Origin of the sequence: Stenotrophomonas sp. Ste96, assembly GCF_024519495.1 — a bacterium.
Classification (GTDB): Bacteria; Pseudomonadota; Gammaproteobacteria; order Xanthomonadales; family Xanthomonadaceae; genus Stenotrophomonas; species Stenotrophomonas bentonitica_A.
In genome coordinates this window covers 375,200-401,597 of sequence record NZ_JALJRX010000001.1, presented here as the reverse complement: position 1 = coordinate 401,597, position 26,398 = coordinate 375,200, and the positions used below count along the sequence as shown (strand labels likewise).

Below are 26,398 nucleotides of genomic sequence, written 5' to 3'. Positions count from 1 at the left end.
TTTCTCGCGCCCATCTAGCTGATTTGCCTTATGTCGTGCCAAAATTAGCGCGCCTAGCTTCGACGAAATCCACAATGCGTTCGTGGTAGTTCTGTCTATGACTGGGCCGCCCACTGCCCGCCAAGGAATGCGTGCCACCAGGGTAAAGGACCATCGTGGCGTCAGCCTTGCCACTGCGCACTAGGCTGGCAAACAGTTGCTCCACTTGCCCAACAGGGCATCGTTGATCATTCTCGCCATTAAGCAACAACACCGGGCGCGAGACATCATCAAAGTAGGAGACGGGGGACAGTCGCTCATATCGGCCCGGGTCCTCACTTGGCTCGGCTCGCATGGCGAATGGGGTGACGTAGAAGCCGGTGTCTGACGTGCCCGCATGCGAAGCCATGTCGGCGACTGGGGCAGAGACCACCGCTGCATCGAAGCATTTGCTCTGGGCGACGCACCAAGCGGAGAGATATCCGCCATAAGACTTGCCTGCGCAGACGGCCAAACCATTCGCCGTGCCATCTTCTTGAAGCGCGCTGACCACCGCCTCGATCTGGGGTAGGTCTAGCACCCCCCAACGGCCACGAAGCCGCTGATAGAACTCCGCGCCATAGCCCACCGACCCTACCGGGTTTGGAAGCACGACGGCCCAGCCTCGCGAAACAAGCAGATACATATACACATGCGAAGCGAAATCCATCAGCGCAACGCTATGAGGGCCGCCGTGCAGGTCCACCAAAAGGGGCAGTTCTGATGCAGCGCTGCGAGGGGCCAGCAGCCAAGCATCAATCAGTTCTTTGCCGCCATCGCCATCTGGCACTTGGAACTGCCGCTTTGTGCAACGGACATCTAATGACCGTGAGAGATCCTCGTTGAAATCGGTCAGCCGCTGGGCATGGTTCTGCTTATCCCAGGCGGTGCAATGGAGTTCGTCCAGTTGCTCGAACGATGTGATCGAGTAAACGAGGCTTGGGCCGCACGGTGACAAGGCGCCTACGTGTGTGTCGCCCAGATCGTCCAAAGTCCAACTGCCCGTCCCAATGTCCACTCGGGCGATTTGGATGCAGCCACAATGGTGAGCCCGAACGGCGACTTGCTCAGAATTGGGTCTCCAGGCAATGTCACTGCCTTCCAGTTGCAGCGCCGCGTCCACGGCCTGCCGCTGGCCGTCTAGGCGCCAGAAGAAGAGCTGGTTGACGGAGTCGCCTGGGTGCAGGCTCCCGGAGATGGCCAGCGACTCACCCGAAGGCGACCATGCCAGCCCCGTTACTGCTGCCATGTCATCAGTTATTTGACGGGGGCTGCCATCGCGCTCTATCAAATGCACATTCACCAGATGCCGCTGCCGGGCAGAATCAGTGGAGGCGAACGCCAGGGCGTCACCGTCAGGAGACCACGCGCCGGCCCTTACATCAAAGTCCCCGCTCGTCAGAGGTCGTGGGGGATCGTTATCATCCACATCGATCACATATAAGTGGGTGCGGAACCCAGCGGTCGCCCCCACACCGTCAAGCTTGTAGGGAAGGTGTCGGGCGATGACCGGGCGCGCCGAGTGGCTTACATCGTCTCGAGCGTCTTCGGCCCAAGGAGCCTTTACCGTCACCAGCAATCGGCGGCCGTCCGGAGACCATTGCACAATTGACTCCACTCGCAGCGTGTCCGTGAGTTGGAGCGGTCGGGCTTCGCCGCCGTCGACGCGAATGACGTAGACCATCGGTCGCCGCTGATCTGCACGCTGGCCCAACAAGGCAATTTTCTTCCCATCAAGGGAGAGACACGCTGAGCTGACAGACCCTTCGTAGGAAAGCCGAGTCGGAGTGGGGCGTTCATCTGTGATATCGATGACCCATAGGACGCTCTCGTAGGCGTCGGACTTGGCAGAGGGTGTTGAGGTGATAAACGCGAGGCTGCTGGAGTGGTGGCAACCACTGATCGCGGAAAAAGTAGTGTGTCGGTAAACATCGCTCGATGGGAGCATGCTCGAACCGTGGGTTGAGTATGAGAGACGGATGCCCCGGATGGGGCACCCGTCATCTGTTGCAGACGGATCAGCGTTCGTTGCGCTCGTTCTGACGGTTCTGATCGTTCTGCTGCTGGTTCTGCTGGTTGTTCTGGTTTTGGCGGTTCTGATCGTTCTGCTGCTGGTTCTGCTGGTTGTCCTGGTTTTGGCGATTCTGATCGTTCTGCTGCTGGTTCTGCTGATTGTTCTGGTTTTCGCGGTTCTGATCGTTCTGCTGCTGGTTGTTCTGGTTAGCCATTTCTTTATCTCCGCAAAGACTCAGGCCTGTCCTGAGCGTGTATAAAATGTGCACCCTCCACTGCGGAGAAGGCGTCTAAATTCGGTGAGCGAGGCGTGGAGACAGTCGGCCAACGATAAATGATTCATTGTTGCATCCCTGGAATGCGTCCATGCGTGTGTATCGGCGTGCCATGCCATGTTTGGCAAGGACATTCATAGCTCTAACAAGCTGAGCAAGGTCGCCGTTAGGGTCTACGACAGCTGCTCGTGGATTGCCGTGATGAGCTGTTTGAAGCGATAGGGCTTGGGCAAAAATCGCACAGAGGCGGGAATAGGGGGAAGCTGGGACCGTTGTAGGCCAGACACCACCAATACCCGGGCACCCGGCTGTGTTTCAGCAACCTGTGCAGCCACATCCAGGCCCGAAATCCCGCCAGGCATGCTCACATCGGTCACAACCACGGCGTATTGCGTTTTACCTTGAAGGTAAGCAACTGCTTCGACGCCATCAGACGCAGAGGTGACCGCGAACCCTTGATCTGATAACGCCTCAACAACTACCGTGCGGAGGTCGGCTTCGTCTTCTACGAACAATACGTTGATCGGCATATCAAGGCTCATGGATGGGGAAGCAGAGCACGATCCGGGTGCCTTCGCCCGGGGCGCTGCTAAGTTGGGGAAAACCACCAGACTGCGTGGTGAATCCAAAAACTTGGCTAAGTCCCAGTCCGCTACCCCGTCCTACCGGCTTAGTTGTGAAGAACGGCTCGTAAACGCGAGCCTGGTGAGCGATTGGGATGCCCTCGCCATCATCCTCAACGGTTAAGCAGACGTGCTGCTCGAGGGCGCCATTGGCTGAGGCAGGATCACGCGCTTCCCTTGCGCCTGTCGAAATCGTAATTGTGCCGCCGTTGGGCATCGCGTCTCGGCTGTTGCATACCAAGTTCAGCACCGCCGCCTCTAGTTGTGCCTTGTCGACAAATACGCAGGGAAGATCCTCATGGAGGTCGAAGACCAACTTGACAGCCTCTCCCGCAGAGCGCTCTAAGATTTCTTGGGATTGACGAAGGGAGGCAGTCAAATCCAAGCGCTCAGGAGATAGCTTTTGGCCTCGGCCGAACGTTAGCAACTGCCTAGAGAGAAGCGCGCCACGCTCCGCCGCGCGCAGAGCGGTCTCAATCAGCTTGGCAGCGGGCCCGTCTTTGACACGCACGCTAATGAGATCAAGGCAGTTGACGATGATGGTCAATAGGTTATTGAAATCATGGGCCAACCCAAGAGTCAGCTTCCCAATCGCTTCCATCTTCTGCGCTTGAAGAAGGCTATGTTGGACCTGCTGCAACCGCTCTTGAGCGTCATGCCGCTCGGTGATGTCGCGAGTCACCTTGGCGTATCCGACCAAGACGCCATCGACCCAGATAGGGTCGATCACAACGCTCGCCAAGAAGCGGGAACCATCCTGGCGAACCCGCCACCCATCTTCGATGCATCGCCCCTCAGTAGCTGCCGTCCGGAGATTGCGCTCGGGCACGCCGGCTGCGGCATCGTCGGGCAAGTAGAAGCGAGAGAAGTTCGTCCCAATGACGTCTTCGGCGGTGTAGCCCTTGATTCGCTGTCCGCCAGGGTTCCAGGTCCGGATTACGCCATCTGTGTCAAGCATATAGATTGCATAGTCGGTGACGGAGTTGACCAGAAGGGCGAACTGCCGGGACTCGTCATTGAACACATCTTTGGGGTGCTGCAACTCAGTCACGTCTATCCTCCCCGAGATCGCTTCACCCTAAGGGAGAGTTTGTAAAGAAATCGTAAAAACCGTACGTCGTGCGCACTTTGATGCCCTCTTTACACAACTAAACGGCTCCGCCTTCAAACTAGGGCTGCATGGAAAAACGCAAAGCGCGAGAGGGTGGCCTTATGGCAGACGGACTTGGAGGAGTGAGTGTGTTCTTGGTCGAGGATGAGCCGAGCTTGATGTATGTGCTCGAGGAATCGATCAAGAGCTTGGGCTACGCCGTCGGAGAGAAGGCAGAGTATCTACCGGAGGCACTAGAGCGTGCGAAAAGCGTCGCGTTTGATGTCGCTATGCTCGACGTCAATTTGCATGGTCAAGAGTCGTTTCCTGTTGCAGACGTTCTCGTGGAGCGTGGAATTCCGTTTATCTTTACGACGGGGTTTGGGAAGACCGCCCTGCCTGAGCGGTTCAAGCGCGCTCCGGTGATGGAGAAGCCGTTCCGTCTCAAAGACATCCATCGCGCGATCACTGAGCTTCAAGAGAAGCTCTCCGCCTGACCCCCGCTTCTGGCTTCGCCTCGCCTTCACCCCGACATCGCCTCGCATCGATGACCTCCTGGATAGGGTGAGCTTCCACCTACCCAACGAGGAGATTTTCAATGGCGGAACCCAAAGAGAACCTGCTGGACTGGCTTCGCGACGCTCATGCAATGGAGCAGCAGGCAGAGACCATGTTGAAGGGGCAGGCTTCCCGCATTGAGCACTATCCGGTGCTGAAAGCTCGGATCGAGGAGCACATCCAGGAAACGATCGGACAGCGAGAGTTGCTTGAAGGCTGTATCAAGCGCCTCGGCGGTTCTCCTTCCACCATCAAAGATATGATGGGGAAGATGGCCGCGTTCGGCCAGGCACTGGGTGGGATGACGGCATCGGACGAAATCGTGAAAGGGGCGATGGCCGGCTACGTGTTCGAGCACTTTGAAATTGCCTCCTATACCGCGTTGATCGCGGCAGCCAAGACCGCAGGTGACCCGGAAACGGCACGCGTGTGCGAGGAAATCTTGGTTCAAGAAGAAGCGATGGCGGACTGGCTGGCAACGCATTTGCCGGAAGTGACGGAGGAGTTCCTGGTGCGCGACGCGACCCCAGGCGTCGAAGCCAGGAAGTAACGGCTGGATCGTCATCAGTGCCCTGTCGGATGCGCTACGACGCTCCGACGGGGCCTCGACCTGCAATGCGTCTCAGGGCGCGTGGTAGACAATGCAGCGTCGGAACTCAGTGAGGGCGGGAAGCACCGTAAGGAGCAGCGCCGGCACGATGGCAAACAACCACAAGGCGATGGGAGCCAAGTCAAATGCCAGGGCAGTTACGACGTGCGTATCAGGCATAGACCAGTAAACGACGCCGATTGCGATCCAAGGGGCCAAGTCCAAGATGCTATGAACGTGCTGCTCCAACGGGCGAATGGCTCGCGTGGGATAGGCCACGCGTGTGTCCCAATAGCCTGTGATGGCATGCAGGCACACCAGCGCCAGAAGGATCAAGAAAAGCGGTTGAGACGCTCGAAAGGAGAGCCATAGCAGCGTTGCCGCCCCCAGGATCGCGATCTGCACCAAGTGCAGCGCGGATTCTTTTAGCCCCGACGTGGTTTCGATGCTGCTGGCTCTGTGAAGCCGAAAGTCGATGGCCCCTGCAGTAAGCCAAAGCAGATAAAGGCCAAGCCAAATCGTCACGTCCATCGCTGAGTTGAACATTGTAGCTCCCGGAATCGGTTGCAATCACTTCTCACCGTGACTCCCACGTAATGGGTGCAAGCTTAGCTCTACCGAAAATACTAGCGAACTACGGCTTACGACAGCGTGTGTTTTCGTCGCGCGTGCGAGCATTCTTGTATGAATGGCGACGTGACCATAGCTGCCAGGCGGTTTGACGTCTCCTTGACGCCTTGGTGACACGCCGTGCTCTCTCTGAAGCGGATATTCGTTTCCAACCTTCTTAGGAGAATCGTATGAGCGCTTATCCACAGTTTCTGGCTGCAACACCGCGAGTGACCCGAATGGAAATGGCGGATCTCTATGCGGGCGATGCCACCACCGTGGTCCAGCTGGACGCGACCCCCTGCGATACGTGGATTCAGAACCTGCAAGGGCTGGTGAGCCGGTCCCCAGAGCTTGCCGGAACACGCGTGGAAGTGGATGGTTCATGGGTCCACTTTATCGGCGTGCGAAAAACGCGAGGCCCCGTCGCAGCTCACCTATTGGAAGTGATTGCTGCTGCAGGCGAGATGGCCTACGGGCCTGTCGCTGTTCGGCCAACAGCGTTCGCCGCGACCCCATCTCCCGCTATGCAGTGACCTGGAGCCGGCAGCTGCTTGGGCCAAAACCATTTAGGACCAACGGAGGAGATCACCATGACCGACGACAAAAAGAACACTGGCAACCCGGACCGCGACCGCATCAACGTCAATGAAGATTACGAGCTCCAGTATTGGACCAAGGCGCTGGGTGTCAGCGCCGAGGAACTGCGGGGGGCGGTGAAGGCCGTAGGTCCCACGGCGGTCGCAGTGCGAAAGCACTTGGGCAAGTGACCGGAGAAGGGCATGTCGCTTACGGAATACCGCCGCAAGCGGAGCTTTGACAAAACGAAGGAGCCGGAGCCTGGCAAGGCGTTGCCGCAGGGGCAACGGGCGATCTTCGTCGTCCAGCTACACCATGCCAGCCGCCGGCACTACGACTTCAGGCTGCAGGTCGGGGACGCGCTGAAGAGCTGGGCCGTTCCCAAAGGGCCCAGCTACGATCCGACGGTCAAACGGATGGCCGTAGAGGTGGAAGACCATCCCGTGGACTATGCTGGCTTCGAAGGCGACATCCCCAAAGGGCAATACGGCGGCGGGCACGTCGCCCAGTTCGACCACGGCGTGTGGGCGACGACGGGCGACCCGGAAGCCCAGCTCGCCAAGGGGCATCTTCGGTTTGAGCTTTTCGGCACCAAACTGAAGGGTGGATGGCATCTGGTGAGGTCGGGAAAGCCCGCCAAGCAGCCCCAGTGGCTGCTTTTCAAGGACGACGATGCCTTCGCAAGCGACGTGGAGGCGGACGATTTGCTCGGCGATGTGACCGCACCGCCCGCCGAAGATCTGAAGCGCGCGGGCGCGGGGAAGGCCGAGAAGAAGAAGCTCACCGCCGTGGCGTTGCCCAAGAAAGGACGGCGCAAGGACTGGGCCAAGAAAGCCTTGGCGCTGACCAAAGCCAAGAAAGCCAAAGCGCCCGAAGGCCCGTTCGAGCCGCAGCTGGCCAAGCTGGGAGACGTGCCCCCCAAGGGAGACCAGTGGGTTCATGAGATCAAGTGGGACGGTTACCGCATTCTGGCCACGATCGCCGAAGGCCAAGTGCGGCTTTGGTCCCGCAATGCGCTGGAGTGGACGTCGAAGATTCCCGAAATCCGGGACGCTGTGGCCACCTTGGGGCTGAAATCAGGCGCATTGGACGGCGAACTCATCGCCGGCAGTGGCACCAAGGAGGACTTCAACCTGCTCCAGGCCACGTTGTCCGGCGAGCGCCAAGGCACGTTGGCATACGCGCTGTTCGATTTGCTCCACATCGACGGAATCGACATCGCCGATGCGCCCCTGCTGGAGCGCAAGGAACTCCTGCAAGAGCTCTTGGAAGGGAGTCCAGGGCACTTGGCCTACAGCTCGCACATCGAGGGGGACGGGGAATCGGCCTACCAGCTCGCCGGCGACCGCCACTTCGAAGGGATTATCTCCAAGCGGACTGATCGGGCCTATCACGGTGGCCGGAGCGAGGACTGGAAGAAGACCAAGCAGTTGGCCAGCGATGAGTTTGCGGTGGTGGGCTACACCGACCCCAAGGGAAGCCGCGCCGGCTTTGGGTCGCTGTTGTTGGCCAAGCCGGATCCCAAACACGGGTGGCTTTACGTGGGGCGAGTGGGCTCGGGCTTCTCCGACACGCTCATCAAGGAGTTGAGCCAGTTGATTGGCCGGGCGGGTGGAAAGACGCCCACGGCCCACGTGCCCACCAAGGACACCGACCTGCGGTCAGCGACTTGGTTTGAGCCGCGCTTTGTCGTGGAAGTGTTCTACCGGGGCATTGGTGGGCAACAACTGCTGCGTCAACCCTCGCTCAAAGCGGTTCGGCGAGACAAAGACGTGGCCGACCTGGCCGACTCAGACAGGACGCCTCCAGCGGACAAGGCCACGGATGCTGTCCCGTTAAAGCCGTCCCGGAAGGCGACCAAAAAACCTTCAGCGGGGAGCTCGGCCAAGTCGGTAGGTGAAGCGCGCACGCCGCCCAAACTGTCCAGTCCCACCAAGGTAATCTTTCCGGACATCAAGGCGACCAAACAGGACGTGTGGGATTACTACACGGCCGTGATGGATCATTTACTGCCCGAGATCATCGACCGTCCGTTGTCGATCATTCGCTGTCCCAGCGGGACGGCCAAACCCTGCTTCTTCCAAAAGCACCACACGGCCGGCTTGGAGCTGGTGGACTCGGTTCGCCTCAAAGAGGACAGCGGCGTCAACGCGCACTACCTGGTGGTTCGCGACGCGGCCAGCCTGCTGGAGCTGGTGCAGTTCAACGCGCTGGAGTTTCACCCCTGGGGCAGCCACGCAGAGAACCCGGACAGGGCTGATCGCGTGGTCTTTGACTTGGACCCGGGCCCGGATGTTCCGTTCTCCGAGGTCAAAAAGGCCGCCGTGGACATCCGGAAGCTGCTTGAGCAACTGGAACTGGAGTCGTTCTTGCGGGTGTCGGGAGGGAAAGGCTTGCACGTGGTGGTGCCCTTGAACCCCGGGTGCGATTGGGACCTGACCAAGCGGTTTGCCAAGGGGTTCGCCGAGGCTTTGTCTCAGTCGGAGCCGACCCGCTTCCTGGCGACCTCGACCAAGAGCCTTCGCAACAAGCGCATCTTTGTCGACTACCTGCGAAACGGCCGCGGCGCAACGGCTGTGGCCTCCTATTCACTGCGCGGTCGGCCCGGCGCGCCCGTGGCCATGCCCATCGCTTGGAGCGAGCTCTCCAAGCTGACCCGTGCGGATGCTTTCACCATGAAGGAGGTGCCCGAAAAGCTGAAGCGGCGCCGAAAAGATCCGTGGGCGGACATCAACACAATTCAGCAAAACCTGGCCCGGTGGGCACAAGACGACTGATCTTGGCCCCTGCTTTGGAACCCATTTGCCGTATGCAGGCTGACGGCGAGGAGCGCCGAGTCAGGGAGTCCTTGTGACCGCGACAGAATGCGACGTCCAAGGGCTCAACCGGGTGGCAGTGGACTCCTTCCGAAGGGTGCATGACCAACTGAAAGCCCGCTCACGCTCCACTCGCATAGCATTCGCACGCGGTTGATCGGGGCCGCCTGATGATTCAGGTCCTGGTTATCCTTGGACTAACGCCCATGAAACGGACCCTCGTATACGCCGCTCTGCTGTGCGTCTTAACTGGCCCCGTGCTTGCCCAGCAGGGCGATGGGACGGACGTTCCCGCCCGGGTCAACACCTTCAAACCCGACAAGGTCCCCGCTACTGACCAGCGCATTGCCGCGCTGAAGGTGCCGCAGGGATTCGAGGTCAAGGCCTTCGCCAAGGACCTGAAGAACATTCGGATCATCGCCGTTGCGACAAACGGCGACATTTACGTCTCCCGTCGGGAGCAAGGCGACGTGTTGCTCTTGAAGGACGCCAACGAAGACGGTGTCCTTGATGAGGCGCCTAGGGCAGTGACCCACCGACCGAACATTCATGGGTTGGCAATCGGAGGCGGACAGCTTTACATGGCTACCCCAACCGAGGTCTTTCGAGCGCCCATCAATGCAGACGGTTCCCTGGGTGCCGTGGAGCGAATCATCAACGATTTGCCGGACGGCGGACAGCATCCCAACCGGACGATGGCGTTCGGCCCAGACGGCATGCTCTACATCAGCGTGGGCTCGTCCTGTAACGCATGCAACGAGACCAACCCGGAGCATGCCGCCTTGTTGCGGTCAACGCCGGATGGCAAAAGCAGGACGATCTTTGCCAGTGGGCTGCGAAACACGATCGGCTTCGCGTGGGACCCGAAATCTGGTGAGTTGTGGGGCATGGATCACGGCATCGACTTCCTGGGCGATGACGTCCAGCCGGAAGAACTGAACCACATCGTCAAAGGCAAGCAGTATGGCTGGCCGCACATTTGGGGGAAGGACGGACAGAACCCGCAGAGCACCCCGCCGGGGGAAATCACGAAGGCGCAGTGGGCTCAGATGAGCGCGCCCATGACGCTGGGCTACACCGCCCATGCCGCCCCCATGCAAATGGTGTTCTACACGGGCAGCCAGTTCCCGGCGGAATACCGGGGCGATGCGTTCGTCACCATGCGTGGCTCATGGAACCGAAAGCCCGCTTCTGGTTACGAGGTGGTTCGGGTCCGCTTCCGCAACGGGCAGCCCACCGCCTTTGAGCCGTTCTTGACCGGGTTCCTGGTCGATGGGGGCCAGAAGCACGTGGCCCGGCCCGTGGGGCTGGCCATCACACGTGGCGGAGCCCTGTTGGTGGGCGATGATGCCAATGGCACGCTCTATCGGGTGAGCTACAGCGGCGGCACCCCTGCTGCAGCGCAGCCCACCGCGATTCCTTCGCAGTCCCTTGAGCGGCAGGTCACCGCCGGGACGGGTGTCCCGTTGGTCTTGGAGCGCACCCCCGAAACAGCGTCCATTGCGGTGCAGTCCCCGGCTTTCCAGGATGGTCAACCCATGCCCACGCGGTTCAGTGCGTATCACGAAGGCGTATCACCCCAGCTGACGTGGAACCCCGTCCCAAAGGCGGTGACCTACGTGGTGGTCGCCGAGGATCCCGATGCCTCACCCATCAATCCCTTCGTCCACTGGGTCGCTTGGAACATTCCCGGATCCCTGACCGGTCTACCGGAAGGTCTCCAAACTCAGCCCCGGCTGACCGATCCCGAGGGCGTGCTTCAAGGGGCAACGAGCCACGGCTCGATCGGCTACTACGGGCCGAAGCCGCCAGTAGGGGCTCCCCCGCACCACTACCATTTCCAGATCTTGGCACTGGACGCCCGATTGGAGGTTCGTCCTGGGGCGACCCGCGATGAAGTGCTCAAGGCAGCCAAAGGCCATGTGATTGGCAAGGGCCAGCTTGTGGGGACCTATCAGCAGACCGATCCTCCTTTGAAGTAAACCCGCTCCGTCGCTGACCAGGTCGGTGTATAGGTGACCGATGGCCAGGCCGCAACCGGTCACGAGCAGCCCGAGGGAATGCCGCTCAGATGTTCTGGGCGGCCGACGTCTCACGGAAGCGCGGAGTCGCGTAGAAGTTACGCGTAGATCAGGAGCGCGTGTGCGAAAGGGCGGGTTTTTCGTCACGGTTTTCTACGGGACGTCGATGCCCGAGCAGGCACCATACCCATGCCGCAGAGGAGATGACGACTCTTCCATAAAGGCAAGCCATAGCCAGCCCCAAGGAGACGCGCAAATGTTTCTTCACCACAAGAAGTTGATGTATACGGTTCGGGTCAAAGAATCCAATCCCGCCTTGGCGGCGTTGATGCTCGAGCAGTTCGGAGGTCCGCAAGGCGAACTGGCCGCAGCGATGCGGTATTTCACGCAGGGTCTCGGCGAGGCGGATCCGGGCCGCAAGGATCTCCTGATGGACATCGCCACTGAAGAAATCAGCCATCTGGAGATCATCGGCACGATCATCGCAATGCTCAACCGTGGCCCCAAGGCAATTCAGTCTGAGGGCATGATGGAAGCCGAAGACATGCGACTGATGGGCCAAAATAGCACCAGTCACACCGAGCAGATTTTGTATGGCGGTGGCCCGGCGTTGGTCAACTCAAGCGGCGTGCCATGGACGGCCGCCTACATCGACAGCATTGGCGAGCCCACGGCGGATTTGCGATCGAACATCGCGGCAGAGGCACGCGCGAAGATCGTCTACGAACGGCTCATCAACGTGACCGATGACCCGGGCATCAAAGACGCCCTTCGGTTCCTCATGACCCGTGAAATCGCACACCAGAAATCGTTTGAAAAGGCGCTTTACAGCATCCAGCCCAACTTCCCTCCTGGCAAGCTGCCCGGGGATCCCGCATTCACCGACCTCTACATGGACATGTCGCAAGGCGAGGGCGATGTAGAGGGCAGCTGGAACAGCGGCGAGCTTTGGGAGCGGGTCACCGACCGTGACGCTCAAGCGGCATTGGACGGCGGGGATGGAAGCTGCGATGTGGACCTCAGCGAAAGGGAGCAAGTCGCCTTGGAAGCCATGGCTGCGAGAACCCTCTCTGATCCCGACGCGCGCCCGGCGACGGGCGCAGAACTGGGCGCAGGCCCTGGTGCCGGGGCTGTCGACGTCAATCCACGGGAGCCATGACCAGATTCACGTAACTCGGTTCAAATGAAGCCCGCCGGCCGACGGGCTTCTCCTCAGACGAAGCTCAACACGGTTGCAGACGGATTCTCGGTTCAGAGCTAGCGAACCGATTATGGGGATCGGAGCCGGGACGTGACACATTTTAGTTCGGCAATTTTTGCGTTGCGCACCGCTTCATGAGTGCCGCAGCTCCGACACTTGAACAGGGTGCTGCCGGTGCAAATTCACCAATGTGTGTTCGTGGCACGACGATCCAGCAAAACCTGCGTGGGCAAAGGAGCCTTACCCTTCTTCGAGGCTCCTCAATGAAGGCGCCGGCAGGACGACGTCATTAACGCAGGGGCTGGAGCCTTCTCCCATGCAGTGATGACACGGCCTTTATCCGCAACGGTGTTCAATTGCTTCATGCCGTCCGATCCGTCTATCCCGCACCCGCTGACTGTCTGGACCATCGGCCACTCTACTCGGCCTTGGAGCGACTTTCTGCAACTGCTGTCTGCGCAAGGCATAGCGGCCATTGCGGACGTGCGGCGCTTCGCGGGGTCTCGGCGCCACCCTTGGTTTGCATCGGAACAGATGGCAGAGACGTTGTCGGCCCATGGTGTGATGTATGAGTGGATTCCCGAACTCGGTGGCCGGCGCAGGGCGCAGCCCAACTCTCCCAACGGGGCATGGGACAACGCCGCGTTCCAAGGCTATGCAGACCACATGGCTTCCGCAGAGTTTGCCAGCGGATTAACGAAGGTTCTTGCGCTGGCGGCTGCACATCGAACCGCGCTGATGTGCGCGGAGGCGCCATGGTGGCGCTGCCATCGTCGCCTGATCTCCGACCTTTTGACGCACCGGGGCCATGAGGTGTTGCACATCGTATCCAACGCAGAACCCAAGCCCCATCCGCTAAGCCCGATGGCGAAGGCGGTGGGGCAGGACCTGATCTACCCCGCGCCGCAGGTTGAGTTGTTCTGAGTCTGCCTACGCCTGCGCGGAGGCGAATACATCAAATCCTGTGCACATCAGAACATCCTTTCCCTATCGACAGTGGAACAAAGCACGATGATCAGCCCTGGCAGCAAAACGTCACAGGACCTGCCTCCCTTCGACGCAGTCGTGGTCGGCGGCAGCTATGCGGGCATGTCCGCCGCGCTGCAGCTGGCCAGGGCTTGCCGCACGGTGCTGGTCATTGACCATGGCCAACCCCGTAACGAACGCGCTGCGAAGGCACACGGGTGCTTGGGCTGGGACGGGGTGGCTCCGTCCCAGATCCTTGAGCTGGGACGTCGGCAGCTCCTCGCCTACGACCGAGTGCAATGGGCGACCGATCAGGCCATTGAGGCCACCGGCTCTCTCCAGACGGGCTTCGCTGTCCACTGCGCATCCGGTGACCACTACCACGCCAGGCGGGTGATCCTTGCCCATGGGGTGGTGGATCGGTTGCCCAGCATTCCTGGGCTCGCGGAGCGCTGGGGCGAAACGGTCCTCCATTGCCCTTACTGCCATGGCTATGAAATCTGCGGAACAAACATCGGCGTGCTTATTGCGTCCAAAGCGGAGGCAATGGACCAGGTCAAGGCGCTCTCGCAATGGGGCGCTGTCACGGCCTTCCACGCCGCAACGCTCTCAGCGGCCGAGATGGAAGAGCTTTCAGCGGAGCTGAAGGGCATTGGCGTGACGTTAGAGGAAAGTGCCTTAGCGGGTGTGACTGGCAACGCGATCTTGAACCTTGCGGACGGAAGCGTGCGGAACGTGGAAGCCTTGTTCGTTCACCCCGAGACCTGTTTGGCGTCGGACTTGGCTACTCGCATGGGCTGCGAGACAGAGGATGCAGGATGCATCACCACCGATTCGGCCAAGCAGACCACCGTCGCGGGGGTGTTTGCGTGCGGGGATGCGGCCCGGTTTGCCGGGAACATTGCCTTGGCGGTGGGCGAAGGGGCGTTGGCAGGCGTGGCTGCTCACCAATCTTTGCTAGGTTTGCTCCCCTGACGGATGCCCCAAAAGGGTCATGAACGCTCTTGCTTCCGTCGATCGTAGAGCTTCAGGTCTGCACGATTGATGGTGTCGCCCACCGACTCATGAGGTCGGCTGACGGCGCAACCGCCGGAAAATCGGATTGGCGCTTCATCGGCGTGATCCCGGTAACAGTCTTCCAACTGGTGCATGCGCTCAGCCGTCGCGCCGGGAACGAAGACCAGGAACTCATCGCCTCCTAGGCGGATGACGGCCTCATTGTCCAGCAGCTTGGACTCTAGAAACGCAGCAAACTTGATCAACACAGCATCCCCTTCTGCGTGGCCCTGGGTGTCGTTGATCTCCTTGAAGTGATCCAGGTCGAACACCAAGCAGCCCCAAGCGTCCAACTGACGATGAGCGAGCTCGGTGAGATAGCGCCGGTTGAAGCATCGGGTCAACGGATCACGGATGGCCAGCTCTTGGAGTTGCTGTTCTTGCAGGTGTTGCGTGGTGATGTCCTGGGCGTGCCCCAGAACGTAGGGAGGCTCCGCCTCCGTATCCAGAACGTTGTGGTAGGCCCAGAAGCGCTGAGACCCGTCGGAGGCAACAAGTTCCATCACTCCTGAGTCGCTCTGATCCTCTTTTGATCTTGGCCAGATAGGCATCGAGTTGCATCCGCCTGTCCGGCGGAAGGATCGCTGACAGCGGCTGGCCGATGAGCTCTTGCTCTTCCCGACCCAGTGAAAGGGAGGCGGCCGGGTTGATGGACGTGATAATGCCCTCCATGGTGTGCGTGCAGATCAAACCCATGCTGTGCTGAAAAAGCCGTCGGTATTTCGATTCGCTCAGCGCCAACGCGTCGCTGGCGGAGCGCTGAAGCGACACGTCTTGAACCGCCCCGATCAGGCGCGTGCCACGGTCGTCTTGGAGGCGCTGTCCGACGACATGAACCCATATCCGCTCTCCGTCAGCCCTGGTGGATGGCACCGTCAGGTCGATAGGGGTGCCGTGCTCGGCGCAGCTGGCGATGGCGGTTTGTATGGGCCCCTGTGCCGACTCTGGGTATAAGGAGAGCGCCGCCTCCAAGGAGGGAGACGCATCGGTCACCCCATGGATGAGGCGGGTCTCTTGGGTCCACTCCAACTCGTTGGTATCAACGTTGAGCTCCCACCCACCCACCTTGGCCACGGCGTTGGTCTGTTCGAGCAGCGCTTGGCTCTTCTTCAGATCGCCGTGCAGTCGAGTAGCCTCGGACACCCGATCGAGCAGCTGTGCCCGTTGTTCCATCCCCACGGCAGCGGCCTCGGCCAAGCACTGAAGGATTTCCCGCTGGGGGGGTGTTAGTTTGCCAGGCGTTTGGCTCAGCAGACACAAGGTGCCCGTCCGATGGCCGCCGGCCACTTGAATCGGTGCCCCCACGTAGTGCCGGACGTGAGGAGCGCCCAGCACCAGTGGGTTTATGCAGAACTTGGGGTCGATGGAAGCGTCTTCCACCTCAAAGATCTCTTCTGAAAGAATTGCCCACGTGCAGAAGGACATGTCGCGTGGGGTCTCACGGACGCCCTCCATCCCGGTTTGGGCTTTGAACCATTGACGGCCCTCGTCCACCAGTGAGATCAGCGCGATGGGCATCTCTGCTGCCGATCTCGCAGCCCGGGTAAGCGCATCAAAAAACGGCTCGGGGTCTGAATCCAGGATATTCAATGAGTGCAAGGCAGACAGACGGGCTTGCTCGATCACTGGAGTCCCTCTTTGGCTGGAGGCAGACATGACGGTAAGGGTAGGGACATGTCAGCTGGTTTTCCGTGAACGGCATCGACTTCCGGCTCTTGATGGCCTGCAGAAGACCGGCCAGACCGCCCGTTGGTCAATGACCCTTTCCCCTCTCGTGGGAGCGCAAAAACACCTGGGCCGTGCGAACCTCGACGCCCCCTGTGGAGCGCAGCAGCGTCAAAGCGGCTTGCCTGCGATCCGGCACGCAGGCGGTTGCATCAGACACCACCACCGTGGAGAACTCGCGGGAATTTGCATCGATGGCGGTGGCAAGAACGCAAGAGTCCAAGGCCATTCCGGCAAGCACCAGCGTGCTGATGTCCAGCTTTGCAAGAAGCAAGGCCAGTGGCGTGGCAAGGAAGGCCGAATGTTTCGGCTTGAGCACCGTGTAGTGGTCCGGTCCGGGAAACAGGAGCTTTGCGATGTCGCCAGCCGGACCATCGTCGTGGCGACAGACCTCGGCCAGCTGATCGAACCCGCACTTCCAGTCTCCGAAGTTTTCATTAGCGTAAATGACCGGCAACTGTTCTTCGTCAAAGACATCTCGAATTTGCCGAACCTTCTTGGCAGCTTTGAGCGCCAGTGGAGCGAGCTTTGGCCCATCTGGGAAGTCGAAACGCGAAAAAAGATCAACGATGAGCAGGGCCGGGCGCGGCACGTCAGTCCCCCGTCTGGGCGTGTGGAGCCTCGACTGCCTTGGACTGGGGCGAATCCTTCTGACGCAGGAAAATGGTCAGCACCACCAAGGCAAATACGGCGAGGAACTCACTCTGCCAGTTCTGCATCGACTCGAACCAAAAATCACTGCTGAATAAATGCTCCAGAAAGTCAGGGACGGGCAGATTCTCCAGCCGCGTTTCGTCGCACCGCGCACGCCAGCTGCCAAGGGCATGGAGTGCAAAGGAGATCGCAAACAGGCTTAGAAAGGCGATGGCGAGAGAATGACCATAGATTTTCTTCCACATCCCTCCTCGGCGGACGGGCCACGGGGCAGGGCCGGCGTCGAGTTTGGGTTTTTCCTCGCTGGGGTCGAGGGGACGGGACTCCGCCGAGCCGCGTTGACGCAGTCGGACAGTGAGCAGCACATACATCCCCATTTGAAGGAACTCGCTCTCCCAGTTCTCAAAGGTTGCACTGCTGAAATGCCCGGTGGTCAGGTAGGTCCCAAAGCCCAGGGCGGCTTGCCCATGCTGCGCCAGCTCCTCATTGTGGACGTTCCAGCCCGTCACGGCCTGCGCGCTCAAGAACAGCACGGTCAGCACTACCAGGACGATGGATAACCCGTTTCGACGCCACATGTTTCCTATCCAGGTCAGAGGCGGGCCCGGGGGCCCGCCTGTAGTTCGGTCACTTGCCCGCTGCGGCCTTTTGATTGCCACCCTGTTCGGCGAGAAGGGTGAGCTTTTCGTCGGTCGATTTTTCTTCCTCTAGCGTTTCGAGGAGATAGGGCAAGGCGTCCTTGTAACCGAGCTGTTTGGCGAGCGCCGCAATCGTGCCATAAGAGGCGATCTCGTAGTGCTCTACTTTTTGGGCCCCACCAATCAGCGCGGCGTCGCGCACGGGTCCCTTCTCGATCGAATCGATGACTTCCTTGCTCTCTTCCACCAGGCCTTCCATCGCGGCGCATTTAATGCGCTTGAGCCGAATGCCCAGGACTTCGACGACTTGATCAATGCGCTCGATTTGGCCCTGGGTCTCTTCGAGATGGGTCTCAAATGCAGCGGCGAGGTCAGGATTCTCGGCAGCCCGCGCCAAGCGGGGAAGGGATTTCGTGAGCTGCTTCTCAGCGCTATAAATGTCCGAAAGCTCGTGAACAAACAGCTCTTCGGCGGTCTTAATTGCCATAGATGCATCCTCTGCTGGGGTGAGCCAATACCATGCCCCTAGGCTCGCCCAAGAGATGTGAAGGCAGGGCCCTCCGCGTTGAGACTTCCTTCACTATCGACAGAATCCGCAGCTTGCCCGCTTCTACCGGGCTGCTGGCCAACCTTCAACGGGCACTCCAAAATCTCTACTGGCCTCCACCGCCGTGATCAGGTCTGTGATAGCAAACGGTTTTGGCAGGAAGCGCGCCCATTGGTGGCAAACCGGCAGCATGCAGTGAGCAACGGACCCGGATGCAACCACGTAGGGGATGCGTTGGGCAAACAGGTGGTCGGCCAATGTTCCGGCGCCGCCTTTCTGTGTCGACCATTCCAGGACGGCCGCCGCCATTGGCGTGTCCGTTAGGTGAGGCATGGCCTCCGAGTGGGTGCTGGCCAAGAAGACGTCATAGCCGGCCATGGTGAGGACGTCCTTAAGTAATGGCCCAAGCTCATCGTCGTCTTCGAGAACCAGAAGGGAACCATGGACGGCCGGAAATGGGTCGCAGTAGGGCATGGCAAGTGCTGTTTTGAGGGCACGGGTGATCTTACTCCGGAGGCCTTTCGCGAGTCCCCCCGGCAGGCCGGACCGCTCAAGATTCTCGCTAAATCATTCAGGGTCGGTGGGGGTGTCTGCTTGGCACGGCATGCAGCGTTCCTTCTTCGACTTGATGTCAGCAGCGGTCTTCGCCAATGACTCATATCGCTGACGGATCTCCTCAAGGTGGGCCGGGTCCATAGATTCCAAGTTGAGAAGCTCTTGGTTTGCGTCCTTAGTCACACGGATCAGCTCATCGAGCTTGATATGGAGCGCCGCCGTGTCGCCGTTTTGCGTGTGCTGAATCAGGAAGACCATAAGGAAGGTCACAATCGTCGTGCCTGTGTTGATGACGAGTTGCCAAGTGTCGTTGAACTTAAAGAAGGGGCCACTTCCCGCCCAGACAATCACCACGCCCAGTGCGGCGACGAACGCGCCAAGGCTGCCGGAAGCGCGTGCGGCAATGGCGGCGAAATGTCCAAAGGTGCGACTCGTCATAGTTCTGTCCTTTTCGGTAGATCGCGGCGTGGATCCGCCGCAAAGCTAGGGTAGTGGCATGAACTTGACCGACGCGTCAAAATGGGTCGTCCACGAGACCTCAGTCAGGCTCGCATGAGGGCTGCTGCCTTTAAGGATATAGCGGGTTGGATCCTATGGGCCCGTTCCAGTCGTGTCTGCTTTGCCAACTATCGATGAGGTAGCACGAGCATGCCGGTCTTCAACGTCATTGGTCCGAAGTCGGGTAGGTGCAATATCTGTGGCGCCGTAGGGCCTTTGACCGAAGATCACATCCCGCCTAAAGCGCTGGCGCAAAACATCGCTCTGCGACTCAACCATCTCGTTTCTGAGTTGGGTGCAGAGAAGGCGCCTCCCGGCACCAAGATGCCAGACGGCATCAAGTTCAGAAGCCTTTGTCAGCGCTGCAATGGCGTCGTGTTGTCACGCTACGACAAGGCCCTAGTGGCGATGGCAGACCAGGTGACTGCGATGTTGCGCACACCGATCCTGCTTGATGGATCGCAGGCCATTCGAGTCAAGCCGCAACTCGTAGCCAGGGCAGTGTTAGGTCACCTCTGTGCGCTAGGCATCGATCGCTACAACGAGGGAGACCCGCAGAAATTTGGCGAGTATGTGCTCAACGACCAATCGACCTTCTTGCGAGATTGTAGAGTCTGCTATTGGGTCTATCCATTCGCTGGACGAACGGTCGCGCGTGATCTATTTATAACTTACATTGGGACTAAGATAGCCTCACAAGTGATGATCATGAAGTGCTATCCCATAGCATTCGCAATCATCGTCAATAAGGCATTGCCGTTAGATGGTTGGCAGCCGCCGTCGTTTGACTTTTATGCCTCTCTCGGCCCGGACGATGAGGTTGAGATACCGATCTACCTTGATCAGATCCCCGACCAGATCTGGCCTGAGATGCCGCATCGTGATGGCAACATGGTTGCGATGCTGGGAGAGGCTGCATACGTCGCCAAGCTGAGCTCACCCAGGGGTCAGGTCCTAAAGAATCGGCTTAAGCCTTGAACATCATCGGCGCATCGAGGTGGCGCTCGAATCGGATCCATATCGGTATTTCACCATCAAGTGCTGTGCATCGCGATCACCGCGCTCTATAGCCGCTTGCATGGGTGTGTTGCCGTAGTCATCGACAATGTCTTGCTTCGCACCAAAGCGGAGTAGGGCATCGATCACTCCGGGGTCGTCAGCGATGTGCAAGGCTGTCTGTCCAAACGTGTTGGTCGCATTGACGTCTACATGTGAGCGGATAAGGCCTCTGGCTTCGTTCCAGCGCCCGTTCGCCACGGCGTCCAACAGGGTCGTGCCGGGGAGCGTGTCATCTGGCTCTGAGGCGTAGACAAGCTGTTCTTTGTCACCCCGGATGCGGGCAATGAGTAGTGCGTGGTCGATGAGGTGATCGAACCTGGAACCGGCGCGGCTTGCATCATAGATTGCCTGGGATTCAGGGCTGAGGTTGCCAAAATCGAAGAGATTGGGGCGGGGTTCATGCCCGGGCTGTGTGTAGCACTGCCGGCTCTCTTCGCTGTCCGAATTATGGATTTGTGGCAGTCGTTCGTTCATAGCGCTACTGCCAGTTCTTCGGCTTTGCGCCGGGACTTCATGTCTTTGATCTGATCGTCGAGCAGTTCGGGTGCCAAAGGATCGATAGTTTTCGCGCCTGCCTTACGCACCGGCCGTCCTTGACGGCGCTCTTGACCCGTTAGCTGTTGAGCCTGGACATTGTTTTGCTCAAGCTCTTGATATCGCTCGATCTTCAAGAAATTGCAGATCTTCTCTGCATCCGCACACGCTCGCAGAATTTCCTTGGGATCGTTCTTGAGCACTTTGATCCATGATTTGATATAGGCCGTGTGCTGCCCTGGATCGTGCCCGATCCCCAAGCGTTCGCCGCACATAAAAGAGAAGAATTCAGCTCGCAGCTCTTCAATAGAGTAACTCTCACTACCAAACTTTCCCGATAGATCACGCCCCAACCGATTTTTATGGCCGGTGCTGTGGCCTAGCTCGTGAAGTGCTGTTGCATAGAAGCCATCTGGGCTGCTAAACGCTGCTTTCGAAGGCATGAAGATCTGATCGATGTCAGGACGGTAGTAAGCCCTATCACCGCCATTGAAGTGGAACGGAACTCCCGAATCGCTCATCAGTTGCTCGCACTTCTCATGTCGCCATTGCTCAGAAACTTGTAGCTGAGGCTTTGGATCTGGCAGTCCCTCGCATTGATCGCGGTTAAAGACTGTGAAGTAAAAGACTTGCATGCGCTTCTTTGCCGCTGGATCCTCAGCAAGTTGCTCTGCACTTGGCTCCGACGTCTTCCAGAATTGGATCGAAGTGCCTTTCTGCCCCTTGCGGACCTTGCCACCAGCTTCCCCGATCTGCTTGAACGTCAACCACTCCGCAGACTGATAGCCCCGTTCTTGCTGCGTCAAGAGCAAGTTCATGAAATTGCTGCCCCGGTAGCTACGATTGGTGACGCCGTTGTGGGGCCCTGCCGGGACTTCGCCGGGCTTCCAAGGCTTTGTCCATGGCGCTGTGTGGTTCTCCAGGCTGCGGATCACGAGATCAGCAAATTGGCGCGCGTAGTCGTCTGTCTTGCTCATGCGCCAATCCAAATGCTGCGGTGTTGCATGAGAGCCAGATCGACAAGATCGATGATCTCGAAGTCGTTGAAATGGCCTTCGGCCTCAGTCTGATCAGTTGCTACGCTGAACAGCAGGCCGTCCCCGTGCCGTTCTGCGACGAACCGCCTAAATGGCGGATAGATATCATCAGGTGTGACCGCCCTCTCTTCAAAATACAGATCTTCATCAGTCATAAATGCCTCCTCTTGAACAAGCTAAGGCAACTGACTCGTTTGGCAAGGGTTTCTAGCACAATTTATTTGGTCCAACAGGCAAATAGCTAGCGACAAAGGTCGGTCGCTGAACGCATTGCAAGCGCACGCGCTCCTCCACTGCGTTTCGGCTTTCAGTGCAATGCGTTCTTGCCGCTTCCCTACAACTCATCGCGAGCAATTGGCTCAATTGGAGCAAGATGATGAGCACTAAGTTCTTCAAAGAAGCAAACGAGCACTTCACCAGAATGTTCGGCATCAGCATCGACGAAGCCGGCTTCTCAGAAGCCGAGTTCAAGCAGCGCTACGGCGATCTTTCAGCTCTTGAAGCCGCTCACCAAATTGGTCGCGACTACGATCTTGATCGAGTTGACCTCGGCTGGAACTGAGCAACAAAAAAGCCCCGGATTTCCGGGGCTTTCATCGTCTACATCAGGGCACGCTCTACCAGAATTTTTGCAGGACAGTCTTACCTTCAAGATCGGTCTGGACGACCTTGTATGTCACCTTCAAGCCTTTGACGGCAGTGTCAACAGTGTATTCAACCTTGCCGACCACTTCGCCATCGGCGCTCAGGATTGAATAATTGTCGACGTCAACGTTCCCCATAAAACCTGTCTCGCGCGAGCTGTCGAGGCGAAGCGTCTCGCCGTCCTTCAATTGCAAGTGTTCTGAAAAAGACATGGGCGTTCTTCTTGAGTGAGTGGGTCGTTATGGTCAGTCAATCGGCGGATCAAACGAAGCAAGCTTCGGTGGGATCTTGACGCCAGCTTCTTCCATACACACGAAATTGCAACCTTCCTTCTCGCTGATTGGGGCGAGACTCCGCGCGTCGTAAGCCTTGAAAAATCGCTTTGAAGGTGCCTTGTCTTCTATGACCACCAGGATCGGCCGAGACTCTCCCAGGCACACGGCAGTGATTCTTCCTACACCCAAGGGCGGGGTGATGACCTTCTGCCCGGACGTGACCTTCATCGTCACCTCTCCATCGTAGTTCCATCCGCCAACGCGGCCATCAGTTCGGTTTTGATTGACCCCTGTGTATTCGATGATGCTTGGGCCGCACAGGCCCTTGGCCGTGTTGTTGAACCTGTCGAAAGCCAAGTTCCCAAGATCCTGGGCATGGGCCGAGTGCGTAACGCTCAGCAGGAGAATTGCTGCGAATACGGTGTGTGATTTCATCCTTGATCCCATCGTCGCTCAAAGCGAGCAAGCAAATCACAACGTAGATCACTCCCGACTTCAACCCCCCTGCGGCAACGCCCCCCAGGGGGCTGGCTGTGGAACGGGCTATCGCCCATCTGGCCGAGCCAAGCGGCCCTCATTGCTCATGCGGGCGAAGCCGCAGCGCAGCTGCCAGGTGAAGCGATAGCCCCGGCTTACCCGCCGCCCCCTCGCAGGGGGCATAGGCGGAAGGGGTGACAAGTGCTGACGATCTTGCTCTTTTCTTGATCCAAAAAAAGAGCGCGACAGCGCCCTTCTTTCCTTTAGCTTTAAACCTAAGAGCCTTAAGGACGCTGGAAACCGCTGTGCCACAAGGGATTTCGGCTGTTTCGGTTCTAGATATATCGCATAAAGTTCTTGAAATATCGCAGTGATGGTTCTCGATATATCGCAGTGCGGTTCTAGCTATATCGCGCAAAGTTCTCGATATATCGCAGGAGAATTTAACCTAAGCGTTTAACAGTTTGCCGTTTGAAGTTGACAAAAGTTGATATTGGCCTATTCCTTAATTGATGTCATTTTAAGGAGATGGTTTCGTGTGTAAAGAAGATATTTATTCTAAAATTCCATTGGGGCTGGCGCGATCCGCCCTTTTTGGAACGTCTATGGCAGTGAAGAGTGAGCGCGTAGAAATTCATCTCGAAGACACCAGCTTAGCCGTTCAAAATCTACGCGCCACCAAGGTGAGCTACACAGGGCCTGTGCTCAATCAGCATCACTCTTTGCTGTGGCAGAGCATCATTTCTGCATATGTCGAGCAGAAAACCGACACCGTTGAAATCAGTGGGAACGAGTTGCTGCGAAGGATGGGTAATAAATCGACCTGCTCGCAGATGCACAGTCGCCTGGTCAACATGCTCAGAGATCTAAGAAGCGGGGAGATCAGCTATCAAACGGCAACACACGACTACATCGGAGGGTTGGTCTCTGGAGTGAAGATTGCCAGAGTCAACGTTGGGACGAGGGTTCGGAAAGGGAACATCACGATCACGATCAACAACGAATTATCCAAGCTCTTTGATGATGAAGTTCTGGTCAATGATCTGACTCGCAAAGTGTCGCTTGGGAATAATCAGCTTGTATTGTGGCTTCACGACTTCATTGCTACTCACAAAGTTGTTCCTCCAATTTCTCTTTTGGAGTTAAAACGCCTGGCGCGTTCCGGGTTCGAGTTGAAGAAATTTAAATTTGAAGTCAAGAGGGCGTTGGTAGTTTTGTCTGCCCCGAAGTGTGGACTAGTTACCGGTTTCTCGATTAATAAGCACAACGTTCTTTCTGTCAGCAAATCTCGCACCAACGTCGTCATTCTTGATCAATTCCGAGCGGCAAAGGCTTCCGGTGACGCCTCAGCGTCCTCCGAAAAGAAGGGGTCAGTCTTGGCGCGTCATCAACGCGCAATGCGAGCGAAGGTCGCTCTATGACTATGAGACGGCTAAGCGTAAAGGAGAAGGCTCGATTGGTGCGGAAGCTCAAGCGGGGCGTCGAGAAGCATTCGTCCCTCGCGCGCGAGTTCGGTTTGACTAGACAACGGATTGGTCGCATCTGCATCGAAGTCGGCGCACCTAGTAGAACTGAAATGCTAGAGAAGAAGCGTCTCGAAATCGCGGCGTTGCTCGTTAGAGATCCTGGGCAATGTCTCGCCCAGCTTGCGCGAGATGAGCAGGTCCCAGGCTCGCTTGTCCAGAGTGCTAGGAAGATGGTCCTCCACGAGTCTGTTTCTTTGAAAAGAGTTAAGAGACGAGCGGAAATTAGAGCTTTTCTGCGCCATGCCCTCAAAAAAGGTATGACGCGGAGCGATGTTTCCAGTTTATTTCCTAACTCTCGAAAAATAGTTTCAGATGTCGCAAGAGAGATGGGTATATACCTTAGTCGATCTGGACCATTGATCAAACGTGCTCGGAAAGAGATGCTCAAGACCAAGCGTCGATGATTTGATTTGACAAAGGCCACTTCAAGTGGCCTTTTGCTTTATCTGGATCCAATTCTCGCAAGAGACGACTCAATCGTTCGAATGCTTCCAATAGCCTTCGCCGAGAAGTAGTCAAGTCCGATCATCAAGCAAGCGATAAGAACTAGCCATGTGATCAGGCGTCTCATGCGCCCGTTCCCAGGGCACTACTGATCAAGCGGCCAATTCCGGACAGCGCTGCGTAGCACCCAAGCAAGGCAAAGGCCGCAAGCGTTGCCATCGAGCCTAGTGAAATTAAAAGACTTTCGTGGTTGAAAAGATATTTGAACATGATGATCTCCTTTAGATGATGGGGCTTTGAGTGCCTTTCATTGATTAAGAGGCCGATTGAAATTTTGTCAAGTAATTGGGGTATAAACTATTGACAAAAGTTTGAACTGGCTTTTCTTCAATCTAGGGAATAACCCCTATTGGAGATCAATATGAAAATCAAATACGACATCGACACAACGGTCAAGTTCTATCAGATGTATTTCAATCAAAAAGAGGAGCGTGCATCGCGTTTAAAGAACAGAGCTAAAGACCGTAGCCGTCGAACCATGCATTGGAACCGCCAGCAAGCGTCTAAAGAGCAGGCGGTGCTCGCATGAAGATCTGCATGTTGAACGGTAAGGGAGGAGTGGGGCGCACAACCCTCGCACTCAATCTCGCTCACTGCTTACAGTGCACCTACCCACGTTCCAGCGTCTATGTCGCCGACCTAGATGCCCAGGGCTCATCGTTGGCATGGGCAAGGTTGGCTGGGGAGACGCCTTTCACTGTCGGTGTCGTGAAGTCACGGGCACAGCATGACTTTCACCTCTTTGACACGCCACCGAAGCTGCCTGAGAACGGTCTTGTTCCTGAGGCTGACGTCTACATCATCCCAACACTCTTGGATGCTGTGAGCTATGTCGTGTTCTTGAAAACGATGCAGCTCGTGCGCAAGAAAGGCTTGCCTCACATCGTGGTGGCAAACCGCTTCAATCCCGACCGCTCAGAGCATCGCCAGCGCTTCGCACAGCTCCCTCCTGGCGCGCTTATCGTGAGAGATCGCGCCATTTTTTCCTCGTGTTATGGCTACGGGGAGACGGTCTTTGATCATGTCGGGGTGAGAGCCAGGCACGCGCAACTGGACATTAAAGCGATTGCACGTGCTCTCAGACGCTTTGACAGTCAAAGCTGGGGCGATCTATGAGAAAGGTGCCAGACCTCGGCGCTGCCCTGGATGTCATCCATCAGTCTGGGCATCGCAACGAGAAGCGGGTCAACGTCGAGCTCAGGTCTGCACCTGAGCCTGGCGAGCACGAATGCCGGCAATCCTACTTTGGCTTGGATGTTCAGAAGAGGAAGGGGTCAGAACCTCAGTTGCAGATCCATAGAACAGCCCGA

General features: G+C 57.9%; 32 protein-coding genes. 15 read left to right on the top strand and 17 right to left on the bottom strand.

What is annotated here, in order from left to right; genetic code table 11:
• Positions 1-28 precede the first annotated feature (28 nt).
• A complete protein-coding gene (locus tag OC373_RS01895; protein ID WP_261996932.1) occupies positions 29-1,702 on the bottom strand; it encodes a prolyl oligopeptidase family serine peptidase in 1,674 nt (557 codons plus the stop codon).
• Positions 1,703-1,964: 262 nt separating this feature from the next.
• Here OC373_RS01895 and OC373_RS01890 point away from each other — a divergent pair, with 262 nt between their 5' ends.
• Complete coding sequence (locus OC373_RS01890; protein WP_261996931.1) at positions 1,965-2,291, top strand: hypothetical protein; 327 nt, start codon at positions 1,965-1,967, stop codon at positions 2,289-2,291.
• A gap of 188 nt (positions 2,292-2,479) precedes the next feature.
• Here OC373_RS01890 and OC373_RS01885 read toward each other — a convergent pair whose 3' ends face one another.
• Complete coding sequence (locus OC373_RS01885) at positions 2,480-2,848, bottom strand: response regulator (RefSeq protein WP_261996930.1); 369 nt, start codon at positions 2,846-2,848, stop codon at positions 2,480-2,482.
• Complete coding sequence (locus OC373_RS01880) at positions 2,838-3,980, bottom strand: PAS domain-containing sensor histidine kinase (protein WP_261996929.1); 1,143 nt, start codon at positions 3,978-3,980, stop codon at positions 2,838-2,840. Before OC373_RS01880 ends, OC373_RS01885 begins: the two co-directional genes overlap by 11 nt.
• A 128-nt stretch (positions 3,981-4,108) precedes the next feature.
• Here OC373_RS01880 and OC373_RS01875 point away from each other — a divergent pair, with 128 nt between their 5' ends.
• Both OC373_RS01875 and OC373_RS01870 read left to right on the top strand, forming a co-directional pair.
• Positions 4,109-4,516 carry a response regulator gene (locus OC373_RS01875; RefSeq protein WP_261996928.1) on the top strand — a complete coding sequence of 136 codons (408 nt, stop codon included), beginning with the start codon at positions 4,109-4,111 and terminating at the stop codon, positions 4,514-4,516.
• Positions 4,517-4,617: 101 nt separating this feature from the next.
• Entirely contained in the window at positions 4,618-5,127 is a 510-nt protein-coding gene (locus OC373_RS01870; protein WP_261996927.1) for a ferritin-like domain-containing protein, read from the top strand.
• A 72-nt stretch (positions 5,128-5,199) separates the two neighbouring features.
• On the opposite strand, the gene OC373_RS01865 is transcribed toward OC373_RS01870, so the two are convergent.
• Complete coding sequence (locus tag OC373_RS01865) at positions 5,200-5,712, bottom strand: hypothetical protein (RefSeq protein WP_261996926.1); 513 nt, start codon at positions 5,710-5,712, stop codon at positions 5,200-5,202.
• Positions 5,713-5,966: 254 nt separating this feature from the next.
• Between OC373_RS01865 and OC373_RS01860 the strand changes: the two genes are divergently transcribed.
• The 7 genes from OC373_RS01860 (at position 5,967) to OC373_RS01830 (ending at position 14,333) form a co-directional block, all read left to right on the top strand.
• Complete coding sequence (locus OC373_RS01860) at positions 5,967-6,311, top strand: hypothetical protein (protein ID WP_261996925.1); 345 nt, start codon at positions 5,967-5,969, stop codon at positions 6,309-6,311.
• Positions 6,312-6,368: 57 nt separating this feature from the next.
• A complete protein-coding gene (locus OC373_RS01855; RefSeq protein WP_261996924.1) occupies positions 6,369-6,545 on the top strand; it encodes a DUF3606 domain-containing protein in 177 nt (58 codons plus the stop codon).
• A 12-nt stretch (positions 6,546-6,557) separates the two neighbouring features.
• Positions 6,558-9,131: a DNA ligase D gene (gene ligD, locus OC373_RS01850; RefSeq protein WP_261996923.1), complete on the top strand. Its 2,574-nt coding sequence runs from the start codon at positions 6,558-6,560 to the stop codon at positions 9,129-9,131.
• Between the two features lie 245 nt (positions 9,132-9,376).
• Complete coding sequence (locus OC373_RS01845; protein WP_261996922.1) at positions 9,377-11,152, top strand: YbhB/YbcL family Raf kinase inhibitor-like protein; 1,776 nt, start codon at positions 9,377-9,379, stop codon at positions 11,150-11,152.
• 295 nt (positions 11,153-11,447) lie between these two features.
• Positions 11,448-12,350, top strand: coding sequence for a manganese catalase family protein (locus OC373_RS01840; protein ID WP_261996921.1), 903 nt, complete (start codon positions 11,448-11,450; stop codon positions 12,348-12,350).
• A gap of 405 nt (positions 12,351-12,755) precedes the next feature.
• Complete coding sequence (locus OC373_RS01835; RefSeq protein ID WP_261996920.1) at positions 12,756-13,316, top strand: DUF488 domain-containing protein; 561 nt, start codon at positions 12,756-12,758, stop codon at positions 13,314-13,316.
• An 87-nt stretch (positions 13,317-13,403) separates the two neighbouring features.
• The gene (locus OC373_RS01830; protein ID WP_261996919.1) at positions 13,404-14,333 is read left to right on the top strand and encodes an NAD(P)/FAD-dependent oxidoreductase; all 930 of its coding nucleotides are present in this window, start codon (positions 13,404-13,406) and stop codon (positions 14,331-14,333) included.
• Positions 14,334-14,350: 17 nt separating this feature from the next.
• Here the strand turns inward: OC373_RS01830 and OC373_RS01825 are convergent, their stop codons facing one another.
• From OC373_RS01825 to OC373_RS01795, 7 genes are all read right to left on the bottom strand, one after another.
• Positions 14,351-14,758 (bottom strand): GGDEF domain-containing protein, encoded by a 408-nt coding sequence (locus OC373_RS01825; RefSeq protein ID WP_261996918.1) that lies wholly within the window; start codon positions 14,756-14,758, stop codon positions 14,351-14,353.
• Between the two features lie 4 nt (positions 14,759-14,762).
• Positions 14,763-16,040 (bottom strand): GAF domain-containing protein, encoded by a 1,278-nt coding sequence (locus OC373_RS01820; protein ID WP_261996917.1) that lies wholly within the window; start codon positions 16,038-16,040, stop codon positions 14,763-14,765.
• A 127-nt stretch (positions 16,041-16,167) separates the two neighbouring features.
• Complete coding sequence (locus tag OC373_RS01815) at positions 16,168-16,731, bottom strand: isochorismatase family cysteine hydrolase (RefSeq protein ID WP_261996916.1); 564 nt, start codon at positions 16,729-16,731, stop codon at positions 16,168-16,170.
• Between the two features lies 1 nt (position 16,732).
• Positions 16,733-17,371, bottom strand: coding sequence for a DUF6766 family protein (locus tag OC373_RS01810; protein WP_261996915.1), 639 nt, complete (start codon positions 17,369-17,371; stop codon positions 16,733-16,735).
• 49 nt (positions 17,372-17,420) lie between these two features.
• A complete protein-coding gene (locus tag OC373_RS01805) occupies positions 17,421-17,918 on the bottom strand; it encodes a ferritin-like domain-containing protein (RefSeq protein WP_261996914.1) in 498 nt (165 codons plus the stop codon).
• A gap of 123 nt (positions 17,919-18,041) precedes the next feature.
• Entirely contained in the window at positions 18,042-18,452 is a 411-nt protein-coding gene (locus OC373_RS01800) for a hypothetical protein (RefSeq protein WP_261996913.1), read from the bottom strand.
• Between the two features lie 93 nt (positions 18,453-18,545).
• Positions 18,546-18,971 carry a low affinity iron permease family protein gene (locus OC373_RS01795; RefSeq protein WP_261996912.1) on the bottom strand — a complete coding sequence of 142 codons (426 nt, stop codon included), beginning with the start codon at positions 18,969-18,971 and terminating at the stop codon, positions 18,546-18,548.
• A 210-nt stretch (positions 18,972-19,181) separates the two neighbouring features.
• On the opposite strand from OC373_RS01795, the gene OC373_RS01790 reads away from it, so the two are divergent.
• The gene (locus OC373_RS01790; RefSeq protein WP_261996911.1) at positions 19,182-20,009 is read left to right on the top strand and encodes a hypothetical protein; all 828 of its coding nucleotides are present in this window, start codon (positions 19,182-19,184) and stop codon (positions 20,007-20,009) included.
• Between the two features lie 3 nt (positions 20,010-20,012).
• Here the strand turns inward: OC373_RS01790 and OC373_RS01785 are convergent, their stop codons facing one another.
• Genes OC373_RS01785 through OC373_RS01775 form a run of 3 tightly spaced genes read right to left on the bottom strand, consistent with a single transcriptional unit; the run spans position 20,013 to position 21,816 of the window.
• On the bottom strand, positions 20,013-20,564 hold the full coding sequence (locus tag OC373_RS01785; RefSeq protein ID WP_261996910.1) for an ankyrin repeat domain-containing protein: 552 nt from the start codon (positions 20,562-20,564) through the stop codon (positions 20,013-20,015).
• A complete protein-coding gene (locus tag OC373_RS01780; protein ID WP_261996909.1) occupies positions 20,561-21,601 on the bottom strand; it encodes a zincin-like metallopeptidase domain-containing protein in 1,041 nt (346 codons plus the stop codon). The genes OC373_RS01785 and OC373_RS01780 overlap by 4 nt, the downstream gene beginning before the upstream one ends.
• Positions 21,598-21,816: a hypothetical protein gene (locus OC373_RS01775; protein ID WP_261996908.1), complete on the bottom strand. Its 219-nt coding sequence runs from the start codon at positions 21,814-21,816 to the stop codon at positions 21,598-21,600. The genes OC373_RS01780 and OC373_RS01775 overlap by 4 nt, the downstream gene beginning before the upstream one ends.
• Positions 21,817-22,037: 221 nt before the next feature.
• Between OC373_RS01775 and OC373_RS01770 the strand changes: the two genes are divergently transcribed.
• Positions 22,038-22,223: a hypothetical protein gene (locus tag OC373_RS01770; protein ID WP_261996907.1), complete on the top strand. Its 186-nt coding sequence runs from the start codon at positions 22,038-22,040 to the stop codon at positions 22,221-22,223.
• A 55-nt stretch (positions 22,224-22,278) separates the two neighbouring features.
• On the opposite strand, the gene OC373_RS01765 is transcribed toward OC373_RS01770, so the two are convergent.
• On the bottom strand, positions 22,279-22,518 hold the full coding sequence (locus OC373_RS01765) for a hypothetical protein (RefSeq protein ID WP_197649801.1): 240 nt from the start codon (positions 22,516-22,518) through the stop codon (positions 22,279-22,281).
• Between the two features lie 33 nt (positions 22,519-22,551).
• Positions 22,552-23,016, bottom strand: coding sequence for a hypothetical protein (locus OC373_RS01760; protein ID WP_261996906.1), 465 nt, complete (start codon positions 23,014-23,016; stop codon positions 22,552-22,554).
• Between the two features lie 578 nt (positions 23,017-23,594).
• Here OC373_RS01760 and OC373_RS01755 point away from each other — a divergent pair.
• The gene (locus OC373_RS01755) at positions 23,595-24,479 is read left to right on the top strand and encodes a hypothetical protein (RefSeq protein ID WP_261996905.1); all 885 of its coding nucleotides are present in this window, start codon (positions 23,595-23,597) and stop codon (positions 24,477-24,479) included.
• A 672-nt stretch (positions 24,480-25,151) separates the two neighbouring features.
• Here the strand turns inward: OC373_RS01755 and OC373_RS01750 are convergent.
• The gene (locus OC373_RS01750; protein WP_175422531.1) at positions 25,152-25,298 is read right to left on the bottom strand and encodes a hypothetical protein; all 147 of its coding nucleotides are present in this window, start codon (positions 25,296-25,298) and stop codon (positions 25,152-25,154) included.
• 151 nt (positions 25,299-25,449) lie between these two features.
• On the opposite strand from OC373_RS01750, the gene OC373_RS01745 reads away from it, so the two are divergent.
• Together OC373_RS01745 and OC373_RS01740 are read left to right on the top strand one after the other, a co-directional pair.
• The gene (locus tag OC373_RS01745) at positions 25,450-25,617 is read left to right on the top strand and encodes a hypothetical protein (RefSeq protein ID WP_261996904.1); all 168 of its coding nucleotides are present in this window, start codon (positions 25,450-25,452) and stop codon (positions 25,615-25,617) included.
• Complete coding sequence (locus OC373_RS01740) at positions 25,614-26,204, top strand: ParA family protein (protein ID WP_261996903.1); 591 nt, start codon at positions 25,614-25,616, stop codon at positions 26,202-26,204. The genes OC373_RS01745 and OC373_RS01740 overlap by 4 nt, the downstream gene beginning before the upstream one ends.
• The last annotated feature ends 194 nt before the right edge of the window (positions 26,205-26,398 follow it).

Coding starts and splice junctions, on each gene's coding strand:
- OC373_RS01895 (WP_261996932.1), bottom strand. CDS start 1,702: ATGGTCTACGTCATTCGCGTCGACGGCGGCGAAGCCCGACCGCTCCAA.
- OC373_RS01890 (WP_261996931.1), top strand. CDS start 1,965: ATGCTCGAACCGTGGGTTGAGTATGAGAGACGGATGCCCCGGATGGGG.
- OC373_RS01885 (WP_261996930.1), bottom strand. CDS start 2,848: ATGAGCCTTGATATGCCGATCAACGTATTGTTCGTAGAAGACGAAGCC.
- OC373_RS01875 (WP_261996928.1), top strand. CDS start 4,109: ATGGAAAAACGCAAAGCGCGAGAGGGTGGCCTTATGGCAGACGGACTT.
- OC373_RS01870 (WP_261996927.1), top strand. CDS start 4,618: ATGGCGGAACCCAAAGAGAACCTGCTGGACTGGCTTCGCGACGCTCAT.
- OC373_RS01865 (WP_261996926.1), bottom strand. CDS start 5,712: ATGTTCAACTCAGCGATGGACGTGACGATTTGGCTTGGCCTTTATCTG.
- OC373_RS01860 (WP_261996925.1), top strand. CDS start 5,967: ATGAGCGCTTATCCACAGTTTCTGGCTGCAACACCGCGAGTGACCCGA.
- OC373_RS01855 (WP_261996924.1), top strand. CDS start 6,369: ATGACCGACGACAAAAAGAACACTGGCAACCCGGACCGCGACCGCATC.
- ligD (WP_261996923.1), top strand. CDS start 6,558: ATGTCGCTTACGGAATACCGCCGCAAGCGGAGCTTTGACAAAACGAAG.
- OC373_RS01845 (WP_261996922.1), top strand. CDS start 9,377: ATGAAACGGACCCTCGTATACGCCGCTCTGCTGTGCGTCTTAACTGGC.
- OC373_RS01840 (WP_261996921.1), top strand. CDS start 11,448: ATGTTTCTTCACCACAAGAAGTTGATGTATACGGTTCGGGTCAAAGAA.
- OC373_RS01835 (WP_261996920.1), top strand. CDS start 12,756: ATGCCGTCCGATCCGTCTATCCCGCACCCGCTGACTGTCTGGACCATC.
- OC373_RS01830 (WP_261996919.1), top strand. CDS start 13,404: ATGATCAGCCCTGGCAGCAAAACGTCACAGGACCTGCCTCCCTTCGAC.
- OC373_RS01810 (WP_261996915.1), bottom strand. CDS start 17,371: ATGTGGCGTCGAAACGGGTTATCCATCGTCCTGGTAGTGCTGACCGTG.
- OC373_RS01805 (WP_261996914.1), bottom strand. CDS start 17,918: ATGGCAATTAAGACCGCCGAAGAGCTGTTTGTTCACGAGCTTTCGGAC.
- OC373_RS01800 (WP_261996913.1), bottom strand. CDS start 18,452: ATGCCCTACTGCGACCCATTTCCGGCCGTCCATGGTTCCCTTCTGGTT.
- OC373_RS01795 (WP_261996912.1), bottom strand. CDS start 18,971: ATGACGAGTCGCACCTTTGGACATTTCGCCGCCATTGCCGCACGCGCT.
- OC373_RS01790 (WP_261996911.1), top strand. CDS start 19,182: ATGCCGGTCTTCAACGTCATTGGTCCGAAGTCGGGTAGGTGCAATATC.
- OC373_RS01785 (WP_261996910.1), bottom strand. CDS start 20,564: ATGAACGAACGACTGCCACAAATCCATAATTCGGACAGCGAAGAGAGC.
- OC373_RS01780 (WP_261996909.1), bottom strand. CDS start 21,601: ATGAGCAAGACAGACGACTACGCGCGCCAATTTGCTGATCTCGTGATC.
- OC373_RS01775 (WP_261996908.1), bottom strand. CDS start 21,816: ATGACTGATGAAGATCTGTATTTTGAAGAGAGGGCGGTCACACCTGAT.
- OC373_RS01770 (WP_261996907.1), top strand. CDS start 22,038: ATGAGCACTAAGTTCTTCAAAGAAGCAAACGAGCACTTCACCAGAATG.
- OC373_RS01765 (WP_197649801.1), bottom strand. CDS start 22,518: ATGTCTTTTTCAGAACACTTGCAATTGAAGGACGGCGAGACGCTTCGC.
- OC373_RS01760 (WP_261996906.1), bottom strand. CDS start 23,016: ATGAAATCACACACCGTATTCGCAGCAATTCTCCTGCTGAGCGTTACG.
- OC373_RS01750 (WP_175422531.1), bottom strand. CDS start 25,298: ATGTTCAAATATCTTTTCAACCACGAAAGTCTTTTAATTTCACTAGGC.
- OC373_RS01745 (WP_261996904.1), top strand. CDS start 25,450: ATGAAAATCAAATACGACATCGACACAACGGTCAAGTTCTATCAGATG.
- OC373_RS01740 (WP_261996903.1), top strand. CDS start 25,614: ATGAAGATCTGCATGTTGAACGGTAAGGGAGGAGTGGGGCGCACAACC.